Raw genomic sequence first — 13,830 nt, forward strand, 5'->3', positions numbered from 1 at the left:
TCGCCGGGTTGCTGAGACAGCGCTTGGAGAGGTCGACCGTGCCACACACCGACCCCACCCCTTCCCCAGATTCCGCTCCCGCTCCCGCCCGCGATCGGGTCGCCCACGACCGGGCCGCCCACGATCAGGCCGCCCGTGCACGGGCCGAGGCGGTACTGACCGCACCCGGTGCTCCCTTTGCCGTGGTCCGTGCCGAGCACGGCCCGCTCGTCTATGCGAACGGGCCCCGCACACTGCGCGAGTTCGTCGAGACCACCTGGGCCTTCGGCGACCAGCCGTTCCTGATCGCGGGTGAACGGACCTGCTCGTACGCGGAGTTCTTCGCCGGCGCGTCCTCGCTGGCGCGGCGGCTCTCCGAGACGTACGGGCTGCGTCCCGGAGACCGGGCTGTGATCGCGATGCGCAACCACCCCGAGTGGCAGATCGCGTTCTGGGCGGCTCAGCTGGCCGGCCTCGTCGCCGTCCCGCTCAACGCCTGGTGGACCGAGGGGGAGTTCGGCTACGCCCTCGACGACTGCGAGCCGCGGGTGCTGCTGGTCGACGGGGAGCAGCTGCCGAAGGTGGCGGCATGGGGGGAGAAGGCCGGGGCGCGCTTCGTCGTCTTCCATGACGAGGCACTCGGGGAAGGAGAGCTGCCCGACAGGGCCGAGCGGTACGCGGACCTGCCCGCCCCCGACCCGCTGGCCGCGCCTCCCGAGGTGGAGATCCGCCCGGAGGACGACGCCACGATCATCTACACCTCCGGCACCACGGGGCGGCCCAAGGGTGCTGTCGCCACTCACCTCGCGCAGGCGGGTGCCGCTCTCAATCCGCGTTACCAGGCCGCCGCCTCCGCACTGGGCCGCGGGATCATCCCCGGGCAGGGACCGGCTCCGGTCACCCTGATGACGTTCCCGTTCTTCCACGTCGCGGCGTTCACCAGCCTCTACGCGGCGATGGCGGCGGGCGGCACCCTCGTCCTGATGCGCAAGTGGGACGCCGACGAGGCCCTGCGGCTGATCCGTGAGCACGGGGTCACGCACTACGCCGGAGTGCCGGCCACCGCGCTCCAGTTGATTGCCGGAGCGGACCGTGCGGGCGACGGGCTGGAGAGCCTGCTGATGCTGAACACGGGCGGGGCGGCGGCTCCGCCCGACCTGGTCGCGCAGCTCACCGCCCGGCACGGTGAGCGGATCGAGCCGCGCAACGGCTACGGCCTGACCGAGACGAGCGGGGGAGTGCTGGCCAACTTCGGCGCCTCGTACCGCGCCCACCCGGAGAGTGTCGGGACCCCGACGCCGGTCACCGAGGTGCGGATCGCCGGTGCGGCGGGGGAAGCACTGCAGGAAGGTGAGGTCGGTGAGCTGTGGCTGCGCGGTCAGTCCGTGGTCCGCGGCTACTGGCGCAACGAAGAGGCGACGGCCGAGGCGTTCAGCGGCGGCTGGTTCCGTACGGGGGATCTCGCCGTGGTCCGGGACGGGCGGGTCGCCGTGGTCGACCGGATCAAGGACATGGTGATCCGGGGCGGCGAGAACGTGTACTGCGTCGAGGTCGAGGCGGCGTTGCACGACCACCCCGATGTCGAGGACGCGGCGGTGCTGGGTGTCCCGCACCCGGTGCTGGGCGAGGAGGTCGCGGCGGTCGTCCGGCTGCGGCCGGGCGCCGAGACCGGTGTCGAGGAGCTGCGGGCGCAGGTGGCCCGGAGTCTGGCCCCGTTCAAGGTTCCGGCCCATGTCCTGGTGACGCACGAACCGCTGCCCCGGAATCCGACCGGGAAGATCCTCAAGCGGGAGCTCCGGGAGACGGTCAGGGACCATGCGCACAGGAGCGGGGGCTGAGCGCCGCGGTTCTCAGGGCCGGGTGATCCGGACCTCGTAGTTGTCGTCGGCGTCCTTCGCGACGACGGATATGCGTATGCCGTTGGACCGGTCGGTGAAGACCTCGCCGGGCTCGAACGGGGCGTCGGAGAGTTCGGCGTGGACATTGGGCCGCCTGGTGCAGCCGCCGCTGTCCTCGGTGCTGTCCGCGACGGAGACCGGCCCCTGGCCGGTGTCGACGTCGGAGCTCACCTTGTAGATGAGTACACCGGGCCTGCAGACCGCTTCGTCGTTGCCCGCCGGGGTGCGGACCTCCACCGCGTAACCGGACTCGGCGCTCAGCGGTACGAAGGCCAGCTTGGTGCCGCCGGTCGTGGCGAGCGGGCCGAGGGTGTGTTCGCTGGTTCCGGGCATGGCCGCGCACCTGATCTGGCTGTTGTCGAGCCAGCCGAGCTTCCACTTGTGCCAGCCCAGGAGGTCGTTGTTGGCGCCCCAGTCCTCGGACATGATGTCCCAGTGCCCGACGGAGCCGCCGCCCTCCATCGTGTACAGGTCGGGCAGCCCGAAGACATGGCCGTTCTCGTGGGGCAGGACCCGGTAGCCGGTTTCCGCGTACGAGCCCGACCCGTCGTCCTGGCGGCTGTAGACGAAGGACGTGTTGGCGAGCGGGACTCCGTCGGCGAGCGGGGCGTCATCGTTGCCGGAGAAGGTGACCGACAGGACGGTGTCCAGCGCCGAGGGGCCGGCGTTCGGGGTGACCAGGACGTTGACCAGGTCGTACGCGGAGAAGTTCACCTTCGGGTCCGCGGTGCTCACGAGGTCCTTGACGAGCTTGCGGTAGCCGGGTTCGTACGGTGAGCCCCGCTCTATCCCGTACGCCGAGAACGGCTCGGGCATCCGCAGCCAGTCCTTCACCGGGGCTTCGGGCACATACGTGAGGCGGCCGTAGGAGCTGGTGCGGAACCAGTCGGACGTCTGCGGGAAGAACTCCGCGAGCCGGTCCTCGGCCGGTTCCGTCGCCTCCGCGTCCGGGAAGTCGATCATCAGGTTGAGGGCCTTGATCTCGCCCGTGGAGCGCGCGTATCCGGGCGGTGTCGGCATGCCTTCCGACATCTGCACGCCCATCCCGGCAGGGATCCGGCACGGTGCGAGGCCTGTTCCCCGGGGCGCGGCCACCGGTCCTGCGGAGGCGCGGCTGGGGTCGGGGAGCGTGGAGCTCGCCGACGCCACGGTCGCGATGACCAGAGCCGTTGCTCCGGCGAGGGCGACGGTGCGGCGGTACCTGCGTATCCGGTGGCGGGGCTGCTGCATAGGGCGCCTTCGGGGGGTCCGCGGCAGTCGGCCGGCCCTGACTGCGCTCTGGCGATCAGCCTGTGCCGGGTCCTGCGGGTCCGCTCGTTGGGTGCGCCGATGGAGGGGTTTTCACCTCGGTAGAATGTGTGACGCAGGTCACAATAGCTCGGGAAATAACCGGGGATCCTTTCCCCGTTTGCATGGGTGTCCCCGCGAAACGGGGAAGCGGTCCCCGGTTAGTCCGAGGGGTCGCCCACACACCGAAATGGGAAGGGCCGCCGTCGTGGAGACCGTCGCCGAAACCGCCGCCTGCGCCGTGCAGCGCCGTATGACCCGTCCGCGGGCCGACGCACTGCGCAACCGGGAGCGGATCGTGACGGCCGCGCGCGAGATGTTCGTCGAGTTCGGCCCGGACGTGCCGCTCGACGAGGTCGCACGCAGGGCCGGGGTCGGCAACGCCACGCTCTACCGGAACTTCCCCGACCGGGCCGCGCTGACCCACGAAGTCGTCCTCGCGGTCACCTCCCGCACCACCGAACGTGCCCAGGAGGCTGTCGCGGCGGAATCCGATCCGTTCGCCGCGCTCAGCCGCTTCGTGCACGCGGCGGCCGACGAACGGATCGGCGCCCTGTGCCCGATGCTGTCGGGCGGCTTCGACAAGGACCACCCCGAACTGCTCGCCGCCCGCCGAGGCCTCGAAGAGGCCGTCGAAGGGCTCGTGGAGCGCGCCATGTCCGCAGGGCGGCTGCGCACCGACATTGCCGTCGGTGACGTACTCGTCGCCCTCTCCCAGCTCACCCGGCCGCTGCCAGGCATCGCCTGCCCGGACATCGACCGGTTCACCCACCGCCATCTCCAGCTCCTTCTGGACGGTCTGGAAGCTCCGGCACGTTCCGAGCTGCCCGGATCGGCGGCGACCTTGGAGGACCTGCGCCGCGGGCACTGACGCCGGCGGCACATCAGAGACTCAGCAGACTCACGGGGCCCCAGCGGCCGACAGAACACACAAGGAGCAGGTCGGGGCCTGACGAGCAGGCCCGACCGTCGGCACGGTGCGCCCTTTTCCGGCGCCATCGGCCCGTTCCGCCGACCCACGACCCTTCACGACGACTCTTCGCGTCCACGCGCGTCCTTAGGTGGCTACTCCCATGTCCAAAACAGCCGACACGCTGCTTCCGGATCCCAGTCGCTGGAAAGCACTGGCCTTCATCGCCCTCGCCCAGCTGATGGTCGTCCTCGACGCGACCATCGTGAACATCGCCCTGCCCTCCGCCCAGACGGACCTGGGCATCTCCGAGGGCAACAAGCAGTGGGTCATCACCGCCTACGCGCTCGCGTTCGGTGGGCTCCTGCTCTTCGGCGGACGCATCGCCGACCTCTGGGGACGCAAGCGCACCTTCGTGGTCGGCCTTCTCGGCTTCGCCGCGGCCTCCGCGATCGGCGGTGCCGCCCAGGGCGAGGCGATGATGTTCGGCTCCCGTGCCCTGCAGGGCGCCTTCGGCGCGCTGCTCGCACCGGCCGCCCTGTCGCTCCTCGCGGTGATGTTCACCGACGCCAAGGAGCGCGCCAAGGCCTTCGGTATCTACGGGGCCATCGCCGGTGGCGGTGGCGCGGTCGGCCTGATCCTGGGCGGCTTCCTGACCGAGTACCTGAACTGGCGCTGGACGTTCTTCGTCAACATCCCCTTCGCGATCGTTGCCGCTGCGGGTGCCTACTTCGTCATCCGTGAGCCGGCCGGCGGACGCAACCGCTCGCCGCTCGACATCCCCGGCGTCGTCCTGTCCACGCTGGGCCTGGTCTCGCTGGTGTACGGCTTCACCCGCGCTGAGTCGGCCGGCTGGTCGGACTCGCTGACCATCGGCATGTTCGTCGCGGCCGCGGTGCTGCTCCTGGCCTTCGTCGTCACGGAGTCGCGCGTCAAGTCCCCGCTGCTGCCGCTGCGCGTCCTGACGGAGCGCAACCGCGGAGGGGTCTACCTCTCGCTGGGTCTCGCCATCATCGCGATGTTCGGGCTCTTCCTGTTCCTGACCTACTACCTGCAGGTCGCGAAGGGCTACTCGCCGGTCAAGACCGGCTTCGCGTTCCTTCCGATGATCGCGGGCATGATCGCCGGTTCCACGCAGATCGGCGCCCGGCTCATGACCCGGGTCCCGCCGCGGCTGCTGATGGGCCCCGGCTTCCTGGTGGCGGCGATCGGCATGCTGCTGCTGACCCAGCTGGAGATCGACTCCTCGTACGCGGGCGTCATCCTGCCGGGACAGCTGCTGCTCGGCCTCGGTATGGGTACGGCGTTCATGCCGGCCATGTCGCTGGCCACGCACGGCATCGAGCCGCGTGACGCCGGTGTGGCCTCCGCGATGGTGAACACCTCGCAGCAGGTCGGCGGCGCCATCGGTACGGCGCTGCTCAACACGATCGCGGCGGGTGCCACGACCGCGTACATCGCCGACCACGCCGCAGGTGCCTCCGACCCGAAGCTGCTGCAGCTCCAGGCCATGGTGAGCGGCTACGCCAGCGCGATCTGGTGGGCGGTCGGCATCCTCGCCGCGGCCTCGGCGATCGCTCTGACGCTGATCAACACCGGGCGCCCGGGTACCGGAGCCACCGGCTCCGGCGGCGGGTCGGCCGAAGGTGCGGACGGCTTCGAGGGCGAGCTCAAGATCCCGGTCGTCGCTCACTGAGCCGGCGCGGGCGCGACGGTGTGACACCTGAAGCCGCCTGATATCAGGCCCCGGCCATCTGCCCTGGTTCCGCTCAGCGGAGCCAGGGCAGATCCGCGTCCGTGTCCTCCGGCTGCAGCCCGGTGGCGATGACCTGCATGATCTCGCCCAGGTTCCGTACCTGTTCGGGCGTGAGCCGGGAGAACATCGCCTGGCGCACGGCGTCGACATGGCCCGGTGCGGACCGCGCGAGCATCTCGTAGCCGTCGTCGGTGAGGACCGCGTTCTGGCCGCGCTTGTCCAGGGGGTGTTCCTCCCGGCGGACCCACCCGTTCTTCTCCAGCCGGGCGACGGCGTGCGAGAGCCGGGAGCGGGTGATCTTGGCGTCCTTGGCCAGCTCGGTCATCCGCTTCCGGCGCCGGGGGGCCTGGGAGAGCTGGACGAGCAGTCCGTAGTAGATGTGCGGCATGCCGGCATCGCGCTGCAGCTGGCGGTCGAGGTGATCCTCGAGGAGCGTGGTGGCGTGGAGGTACGAGCGCCAGACGCCCTGCTCTTCGGTGGTGAGCCAGTGAGGCCCGCCGGTGGATGCCGTGGTCATGTACTTCACTGTACGACCTTTTCTTGAAAGTTGAACTAGATAGAGCTAAGGTCTCCCGGAGTTGGAACTTGAAGATTCAAAGAAATGAGCCGTCGAGTTCCCGGTGCCTGCGGCAGGTGTCCGCCTCCGGTGCCTGTAGAGAACACATACCTTGATCGGCCGAGGAATGGGAGTGCCATGACCGACACCGCGGAGCGCATGCCCGCCCTCTACCTCTCGCACGGCGCCCCGCCGCTCGCCGACGACCCGGTCTGGCCCGGCGAGCTGGCCGCCTGGTCGGCCGGGCTGCCCCGGCCCAAGGCGATCCTGATGGTCTCCGCGCACTGGGAGGAGGCCCCGCTCGCCCTCGGCGCCACCGAGACCGTGCCGCTCGTCTACGACTTCTGGGGTTTCCCGGAGCACTACTACCGGGTGAGCTACGCCGCCCCCGGGGCCCCGGCGCTCGCGGACGACGTCCGCAAACTCCTGCGCGGCGCGGGCACGCCGGTCCAGGACATCGCGGACCGCGGCCTCGACCACGGGGCGTACGTGCCGCTGGTGGAGATGTTCCCGGGCGCGGACATCCCCGTACTCCAGATCTCCATGCCGACCCTGGACCCGCAGAAGCTGATGGACATCGGGCGCAAGCTCGCTCCGCTGCGCGACCAGGGGGTACTGATCGTCGGAAGCGGCTTCTTCACCCACAACCTGGCGGCGCTGCGCCACCCCGGGGGCGGGATCCCCGGATGGTCGGCGGAGTTCGACGACTGGGGGCACAGGGCGCTCCAGGCGCAGGACATCGACTCGCTGCTGGACTTCGAGAGCAAGTCACCGGCGGGCAGGCTGGCCCATCCGCGCACCGAGCACTTCGCGCCGCTGTTCGTGACGCTGGGTGCGGCGGAGGGCGAGCTCGATCAGGGGCGCAGCGTCATCGAGGGCTTCTGGATGGGTCTGGCGAAGCGCTCGGTGCAGTTCGGCTGAGCAACGGCTTCTCGTGCCAGGACACGTCCCAGTAGCGGCCGAACTTGCGGCCCACCTCGGTGTACGTACCGACATGGCGGAAGCCGAAGGCGTCGTGCAGCCGTACGGACGGTTCGTTCGGCTGGGCGATGCCCGCATAGGCGCGGTGGATGTCCTCGCCGGCCAGGGCCTCGAACAGGGCCGTGTACAGGAGCGTGCCGATACCGCGGCCCGTGGTGCCGGGTGCGCAGTAGACGCTCACCTCCACCGAGGTGCTGTACGCCGCCTTGGGGCGGTACGGGCTGCTGGTGGCATAACCGAGGACCCCGGTCGCGTTGTCAGCCGTGGGCGCCTCCTGAGCAACCAGGAGGCGGTGCGGGCCGTCTTCAGGATGGGAGCGCAGCCACGGCAGCCTCTCGTCCGGAGTGAACGCAGCTGTATCGAATGTGAGCGCCGTCTCACGGACGTAGTGGTTGTAGATGTCCGTAAGAACTTCCAGATCGGCCTCCGTACCGGGCCTGACCTGCACTCCAGTCGATATATGTGGCATGGGTCCTCCTGCTGGGGCCGACAGGGTACTGCATGATCTCGAAAGCGAACGGTCGCGGTGGGAATTCTGTCCGGATTCCAGTCGTTGTTTCCATCGGATGCAGGGCACCCGAAAGGGTGTCGCGACCTACTGAGTAAGGGAGCACGCATGGCAACCCGTGCCGTCGCCCGACGTTCGTCCGCCACCAGCGGCGGGACCACCCGGGCAAGCAGTGTTCGCGCCGTGGGCGGGGAGATCGCCGATCGCGACCTGGTCGGCATGTACCTGGACGAGATCGCTCGCACACCGCTGCTCGACGCCGCCAAGGAGGTCGAGCTCTCGCAGACGATCGAGGCGGGCGTCTATGCCCAGCAGATCCTCGACGGCGAGGTGGAGAGCAAGGCCGGCGGAGCGAAGCGCAAGGAGCTCGAGGCGCTGGTCGCCGAGGGCGAGCGCGCCAAGGACATATTCATCCGTTCCAACCTCCGGCTCGTCGTTGCCGTGGCCCGGCGCTACCCGCGAGCGGGCCTGCCCCTGCTCGACCTGATCCAGGAGGGCAACGCGGGCCTGGTGCGCGCGGTCGAGAAGTTCGACTACGCCAAGGGCTTCAAGTTCTCCACGTATGCGACGTGGTGGATCCGGCAGGCCATCACCCGTTCGATAGCCGACCAGTCCCGCACGATCCGGCTCCCCGTCCACCTCGTGGAGGAGCTCGGCCGGATCCGCAGGGTGCAGCGCGAGTTCAACCGCGAGCACGGCCGCGACCCGGAGCACTCCGAGATCGCCGCCGAGCTGGACTCCAACGCCGAGCGCGTCGGCAACGTCCTGGACTGGGCCCGTGACCCGGTCAGCCTCAACATGTCCGTGGACGACGACGGTGACACGCAGTTCGGTGACCTGCTGGAGGACACCTCTGCGGTGTCGCCCGAGCAGTCCGTGATGACGCTGCTGCGCAGCGAGGAGCTCGAGGACCTGATCGGCAAGCTCGACAACCGCACCGCCTCCATCATCCGGATGCGGTACGGAATCGAGGACGGCCGTGAGCGGACCCTCACCGAAGTGGGCAAGCAGCACGGTCTGACGCGGGAGCGGATCCGCCAGATCGAGAAGCACGCACTACTCGAATTGAAGCGAATGGCTCACGACACGGGCTTTGACGCTGCGGCGTGAGCCGATAACCCGTAACCTCCCAATCAAGCCGGTTCGCACCGGCCCGACGACCGGTCCTGTACCGGTCCCATGAGCTGAGTCCCGGCGCCCACCCCCCCCGGCGCCGGGGCTCATTCATTTCTGATCCGCCCCGGGCCCCGCCTCCGACGACGCACGGGTCAGGCGGGCGCCCAGCTCGCTCAGGTACGTCACCAGCGACGACGGCCCGTGCGCGGTGAACTCGCAGTCCACCAGAGCCAGCCGCAGCGCCACCCACTCCAGCGAGTCCGAGGAGACCGAGCGCAGCCGGCAACTGTGCTCACCGGTCGGCTCCGGAACGCCGAGCGACGCGGGCAGCCGCGCCGTCACGAAGTCCGCCGGAGCCCTGAACGTCACGTCGATGCGCAGCTCCGGCTGCATCCGGGACATCGACCGGGCGAAGAACTCCGCCGCGTCCCCGCTCTCGGTGGGCAGCTCGCGCGGGGTGAAGCGGGCCCCCGTGGCGAACGGGTTGCTCACCCGGTCCACCCGGAAGGTGCGCCAGTCCTCCCGGTCCAGGTCGTAGGCGACGAGATACCAGCGGCTGCCCGTGCTGACCAGCCGGTACGGCTCGACCTGCCGTTTCGACGCGGTGCCGTCCCCGGAGCGGTAGGCGAAGCGCAGCTGCTCCCGCCCGGTGACCGTCGAGGCGATCACTGTCAGCGTCTGCGGGTCGATGGTGGATCCGTCGCCGCGGGTGAGGGGCACGGTCGCCTTCTGCAGGGAGGAGACCCGGTGGCGCAGCCGTGAGGGAAGGACCTGCTCCAGCTTGGCCAGCGCCCGTACGGACGCCTCGTCGACGCCCTCGATGGCATGCCCGGCTCCGGCCCGCAGCCCCACCGCGATGGCCACCGCCTCCTCGTCGTCCAGCAGGAGCGGGGGCATGGCCGTGCCCGCGACCAGGCGGTAGCCGCCGACCGAGCCGCGCGATGCCTCGACCGGATAGCCGAGGTCGCGGAGCCGGTCGATGTCACGGCGGATGGTGCGCGGGCTGACGTCGAGACGCTCGGCGAGCTCGCTGCCCGGCCACTCGCGCGGTGTCTGGAGGAGCGACAGCAGATTCAGCAGTCGTGCCGGGGTATCTGTCATGCGTCCAGGATGCCGGTCCATCAGGACACGACCTGACCTAATGGGTCGGTAGTTTCTTCCTATGACTTCTTCCGAATCCCTGCCGTCCGCGGCGGTCGGCCACGCACCATCCACGGAGCCGGCGGACCGGCGCCGCTGGCTCGCACTCGCCATCGTCATGACCGCCGCCTTCATGGACCTGGTCGATGTCACGATCGTCAACATCGCCATCCCGAGCATCACGCGGGACACCGGCGCCTCGTTCTCCTCGATCCAGTGGATCACCGCCGGATACGCCCTGGCCTTCGCTGCAGGCCTGATCACCGGCGGCCGGCTCGGCGACATCTACGGCCGCAAGCGGCTCTTCCTCATCGGCATCGGCGGCTTCACCATCGCCTCGGCCCTCTGCGGCTTCGCGGCGAACCCGGAGATGCTGGTCGCCTCCCGCATCCTGCAGGGCGGCATGGCCGCGCTGATGGTGCCGCAGGTGCTGTCGATCGTGCACGCCACCTTCCCGGCACACGAGCGCGGCAAGGTCTTCGGCCTGTTCGGCGCGATCGTCGGGCTCGGCGCGGTCTCCGGGCCGCTCCTGGGTGCGCTGCTCACCGAGTGGAACCTCTTCGGCCTGCAGTGGCGGCCGATCTTCCTGATCAACCTTCCGGTCGGCATCGCCGGGCTGATCCTGGGTCGCAAGTTCATCAGTGAGTCGAAGGCGCCGAAGGCACTCCGTCTCGACCTGGTCGGTGTGGTCCTGGTGACGCTGGGTCTGCTCATGCTGCTCTACCCGCTGACCCGCGGTCGCGACCTCGGCTGGCCGGTGTGGGGCCACGTGTCGATGGCCGCAAGCCTCCTGGTGTTCGCAGGGCTCGTCGCGTACGAACGCCAGAAGGCGAGCAAGGACGGATCGCCGCTCATCGAACTGTCGTTGTTCAAGGTGAAGAGCTTCGCCGCGGGTGTCGCCGTGCAGCTGACCTTCGGGATCGCCCTCGGCATCTTCTTCCTGGTCTGGACGCTCTACATGCAGATGGGCCTCGGCTGGAGTGCGCTGCGGGCCGGTGCGACCGGGATCCCGTTCTCGATCGCCGTCTCGGTGGCCGCCGGCATCTCCGTCCAGAAGCTGGTGCCCCGCTTCGGCCGCAAGGTTCTCCAGGCGGGCGCGCTGCTGATGATCGCCGGGCTGCTGCTCTACATCGGGGAGGCGGCGCGGTACGGCATGGGCATCACGGCCTGGCAGATGGCCGCACCCCTGGTGATCATGGGTGTGGGGATGGGGCTGATCGTTGCTCCGCTGACGGACGCGGTGCTCTCCGGGGTGCCGAAGGAGCACTCCGGATCGGCTTCCGGGCTCATCAACACGGTGCAGCAGATGGGCACGGCCCTGGGACTCGGCCTCGTCTCGGTCGTCTTCTTCGGATCGATCAGTGACCGGCTGGCCCCGGAAGCGGTGGGCCCGGCGTTCGTGGACGCGTTCCAGGACTCGCTGTGGTGGGTGGCCGGAGTGCTCACGGTGATCTTCGTGGTGATGTTCGCCCTGCCGGCCAAGCCGCAGGTGCACCTGGAGGGCGGCGGTGAGGCGGCGGCCCCGGCATCGGGCGACGACCTCTCCAAGGAGCCCGCGCTCACGAACTGATCCCGTTGATCCACTGACGCCGACGGCCCGCACTTCCCCGGCCGGGGAAGTGCGGGCCGCCGTGTGTCGTGGATCCGTGCCGCTGGACCGCGCTGCCCGCCGGGCCGCGCACGGGCGCCGGTCAGCAGATTCGGGTGCGGCTCTCCATGGCCCGGCGGGCGGATTCCTCGTCCCCGTAGACCTCGCACATGTGGCGGCCGTCCGGCGTGGCCGTGTGCTCGACCTCCCACAGGCTCGTCTCGCTGCCGTCCAGGAGCAGGAAGGCGTGCTCGTAGAGCGTGAATCCGGCGTCCCGTCCCTCGACGCGGCACTGGCGTCCGAAGATCTGCGTGATGTGGTGGGCGAAGGCGGCCCGGAGCAGCCCGGCCGTCTCGGCGCCCGGGTGGTCGCTGTTCTCCGCGCGGCGCAGGACGCGGCGGGCATGGTCCGCCGAATTGTCCGGAGCGTACATACGGGGCAGCGGGACCGGGGGCGCAGCCATCAGCAGCGTCAGGACCTCCAGGTCCGACTGGAGGCTCTCGTCGCCGAAGGCCGGGGTGTCCCAGAAGCCTCCGGCCAGCCGTGAGGCGGCGATCCGGGCATCGCCCTCGTCGTCGTACAACTCGTGCCTGCGGGGGGACCCGGTGTCCCGGCCACTGCCGTGCACCAGCTCCCACAGGGTCAGCGCGGTGCCGTCGGAGAGCAGGTAGGTGTGTCTGTGGGTCTCGCGGTGGAGGGCCGCGCTGTGATGGGACGAGTGCAGCGCGCTGCTGTGCGCAAGCGCCGTCCCGAGCCGGTCGATCGTACTGTCGGACAGGTCGAAGGAGTTGAGGGCGCATCGCAGGAGTCGCTCGAGGTGCTGCTCGGTTGTCTCGTACGGATCGCTCAAGGTGCTGTCTCCAGGCCGTCGCCGCGCGTTACTTGATGCGTGCATAACGTAGTCCCTGGGTCTGACATCGTGACCGGGGTTCGCAAAAAACGTACCGCGCACGCAGAAAGTTCCCACGTTCTCAGGCGGTGCCGTAGAGGTCGCGGTACGAGGGGAACGCACCCCCCGGACCATCGACGCCCCGGGCCGCCCGTACGGCCTTGACGATGGCGCGGGCCAGCACGTCAGCGCCCGCTGCCAGGATGTCGTTCAGCTCGGCCACGGGCTCCGGCGGCAGTGGGAACCGGCCCGTCGACAGGGCGAAAACGGTGTCGCCGTCGCTGAGCAGATGGACCGGCCGCACGGCGCGCGCCATGCCGTCGTGCGCCGTCCCCGCGAGCTTCTGCGCCTGCGCGCGGGTGAGAGCGGCATCGGTGGCGACGACGGCGATCGTGGTGTTGAAGGGGCGTCCTCCCTTCGCCTCCCGGAGCTCCGCCAGTCGCAGCCGGGCGGCCTCGTGCACTTCGGGCGCAGGGTGCGCCGGGGGTTCGCCCGCGCCGTACTCCCCGTACAGCACCCCGGTCCGCGGATCGACCACGGAGCCGGCCGCGTTCACCGCGACCAGGGCGGCGACCGTGGCCCCCGAGGCCACCCGCATGCTCGCCGTGCCGACACCCCCCTTGAGCTGTCCGGCCACCGCACCCGTGCCCGCGCCCACCGTGCCCTCCGGGACCGCCGCCCCCGGTTCCGATGCCGCGGCCGCCTCCACCGCGGCGCGGCCGGTCGCGGCGTCGGGCCGGGCCCGCCAGTCGCCGCCCCGGCCGAGGTCGAACAGGCAGGCGGCGGGCACGACCGGAACCACGTGGGCGGGGTCGGGGCCGACCCGGACCCCGCGCCCCTGCTCCTCCAGCCAGGCCATCACCCCGGAGGCGGCATCCAGCCCGTACGCGCTGCCGCCGGTGAGGACCACCGCGTCGATCCGCTGCACCAGATTGCGCGGGTCGAGAGCGTCCGTCTCCCGCGTGCCCGGGCCGCCGCCGCGTACGTCGACGGCGGCGACGGCGCCGCCCTCGGGAGTCAGGACGACGGTGGTCCCGCTCAGCGCACCCTCGCCGGGCACCCGGGCATGGCCCACACGGATCCCGTCCACGTCCGTCAGCGCGTCCAGCGGTCCCAAGAGGCGTGGTTCCTCGGTCATTCCGGGCTCCTCGTGATGTGCGGCGGTGCCGTGTCACGGCGAACGTACCGGTGATCGCGGGGGAGGGGGAACGCGCGGCCGCAG

The 13,830-nt window shown here is 70.2% G+C and carries 12 protein-coding genes; 6 read left to right on the top strand and 6 right to left on the bottom strand.

The window, feature by feature from the left end:
* Positions 1-38: 38 nt before the first annotated feature.
* The gene (locus OG257_RS22370; protein ID WP_443054457.1) at positions 39-1,817 is read left to right on the top strand and encodes a class I adenylate-forming enzyme family protein; all 1,779 of its coding nucleotides are present in this window, start codon (positions 39-41) and stop codon (positions 1,815-1,817) included.
* Positions 1,818-1,829: 12 nt separating this feature from the next.
* On the opposite strand, the gene OG257_RS22375 is transcribed toward OG257_RS22370, so the two are convergent.
* Positions 1,830-3,107 (bottom strand): M6 family metalloprotease domain-containing protein, encoded by a 1,278-nt coding sequence (locus tag OG257_RS22375; RefSeq protein WP_329210075.1) that lies wholly within the window; start codon positions 3,105-3,107, stop codon positions 1,830-1,832.
* 265 nt (positions 3,108-3,372) lie between these two features.
* Between OG257_RS22375 and OG257_RS22380 the strand changes: the two genes are divergently transcribed.
* Positions 3,373-4,035 carry a TetR/AcrR family transcriptional regulator gene (locus tag OG257_RS22380; RefSeq protein ID WP_443054568.1) on the top strand — a complete coding sequence of 221 codons (663 nt, stop codon included), beginning with the start codon at positions 3,373-3,375 and terminating at the stop codon, positions 4,033-4,035.
* Between the two features lie 202 nt (positions 4,036-4,237).
* Complete coding sequence (locus OG257_RS22385) at positions 4,238-5,770, top strand: MFS transporter (protein ID WP_329210077.1); 1,533 nt, start codon at positions 4,238-4,240, stop codon at positions 5,768-5,770.
* Positions 5,771-5,843: 73 nt separating this feature from the next.
* Here the strand turns inward: OG257_RS22385 and OG257_RS22390 are convergent, their stop codons facing one another.
* Positions 5,844-6,356, bottom strand: a complete 513-nt coding sequence (locus tag OG257_RS22390) for a MarR family winged helix-turn-helix transcriptional regulator (protein WP_329210078.1) — start codon at positions 6,354-6,356, stop codon at positions 5,844-5,846.
* A gap of 168 nt (positions 6,357-6,524) precedes the next feature.
* Between OG257_RS22390 and OG257_RS22395 the strand changes: the two genes are divergently transcribed.
* A complete protein-coding gene (locus OG257_RS22395) occupies positions 6,525-7,307 on the top strand; it encodes a dioxygenase family protein (RefSeq protein ID WP_329210080.1) in 783 nt (260 codons plus the stop codon).
* On the opposite strand, the gene OG257_RS22400 is transcribed toward OG257_RS22395, so the two are convergent.
* On the bottom strand, positions 7,255-7,836 hold the full coding sequence (locus OG257_RS22400) for a GNAT family N-acetyltransferase (RefSeq protein WP_329210081.1): 582 nt from the start codon (positions 7,834-7,836) through the stop codon (positions 7,255-7,257). The two genes, OG257_RS22395 and OG257_RS22400, sit on opposite strands and share 53 nt — an antisense overlap.
* Positions 7,837-7,983: 147 nt before the next feature.
* On the opposite strand from OG257_RS22400, the gene OG257_RS22405 reads away from it, so the two are divergent.
* Entirely contained in the window at positions 7,984-8,985 is a 1,002-nt protein-coding gene (locus OG257_RS22405) for a sigma-70 family RNA polymerase sigma factor (RefSeq protein ID WP_329210082.1), read from the top strand.
* 114 nt (positions 8,986-9,099) lie between these two features.
* Here OG257_RS22405 and OG257_RS22410 read toward each other — a convergent pair whose 3' ends face one another.
* Positions 9,100-10,092 carry a helix-turn-helix transcriptional regulator gene (locus OG257_RS22410; RefSeq protein WP_329210084.1) on the bottom strand — a complete coding sequence of 331 codons (993 nt, stop codon included), beginning with the start codon at positions 10,090-10,092 and terminating at the stop codon, positions 9,100-9,102.
* 61 nt (positions 10,093-10,153) lie between these two features.
* On the opposite strand from OG257_RS22410, the gene OG257_RS22415 reads away from it, so the two are divergent.
* Complete coding sequence (locus tag OG257_RS22415; protein ID WP_329210086.1) at positions 10,154-11,701, top strand: MFS transporter; 1,548 nt, start codon at positions 10,154-10,156, stop codon at positions 11,699-11,701.
* A 121-nt stretch (positions 11,702-11,822) separates the two neighbouring features.
* Here the strand turns inward: OG257_RS22415 and OG257_RS22420 are convergent, their stop codons facing one another.
* Both OG257_RS22420 and OG257_RS22425 read right to left on the bottom strand, forming a co-directional pair.
* Complete coding sequence (locus OG257_RS22420; RefSeq protein ID WP_329210087.1) at positions 11,823-12,569, bottom strand: DUF6227 family protein; 747 nt, start codon at positions 12,567-12,569, stop codon at positions 11,823-11,825.
* A gap of 121 nt (positions 12,570-12,690) precedes the next feature.
* Complete coding sequence (locus tag OG257_RS22425; protein ID WP_329210089.1) at positions 12,691-13,746, bottom strand: P1 family peptidase; 1,056 nt, start codon at positions 13,744-13,746, stop codon at positions 12,691-12,693.
* Between the last annotated feature and the right edge of the window lie 84 nt (positions 13,747-13,830).

Origin of the sequence: Streptomyces sp. NBC_00683 (assembly GCF_036226745.1) — a bacterium.
GTDB lineage: Bacteria > Actinomycetota > Actinomycetes > Streptomycetales > Streptomycetaceae > Streptomyces.

Excerpts from the sequence above, each read along its gene's own strand:
- OG257_RS22375 (WP_329210075.1), bottom strand. The coding sequence starts at position 3,107 with ATGCAGCAGCCCCGCCACCGGATACGCAGGTACCGCCGCACCGTCGCC.
- OG257_RS22385 (WP_329210077.1), top strand. The coding sequence starts at position 4,238 with ATGTCCAAAACAGCCGACACGCTGCTTCCGGATCCCAGTCGCTGGAAA.
- OG257_RS22395 (WP_329210080.1), top strand. The coding sequence starts at position 6,525 with ATGACCGACACCGCGGAGCGCATGCCCGCCCTCTACCTCTCGCACGGC.
- OG257_RS22400 (WP_329210081.1), bottom strand. The coding sequence starts at position 7,836 with ATGCCACATATATCGACTGGAGTGCAGGTCAGGCCCGGTACGGAGGCC.
- OG257_RS22405 (WP_329210082.1), top strand. The coding sequence starts at position 7,984 with ATGGCAACCCGTGCCGTCGCCCGACGTTCGTCCGCCACCAGCGGCGGG.
- OG257_RS22410 (WP_329210084.1), bottom strand. The coding sequence starts at position 10,092 with ATGACAGATACCCCGGCACGACTGCTGAATCTGCTGTCGCTCCTCCAG.
- OG257_RS22415 (WP_329210086.1), top strand. The coding sequence starts at position 10,154 with ATGACTTCTTCCGAATCCCTGCCGTCCGCGGCGGTCGGCCACGCACCA.
- OG257_RS22425 (WP_329210089.1), bottom strand. The coding sequence starts at position 13,746 with ATGACCGAGGAACCACGCCTCTTGGGACCGCTGGACGCGCTGACGGAC.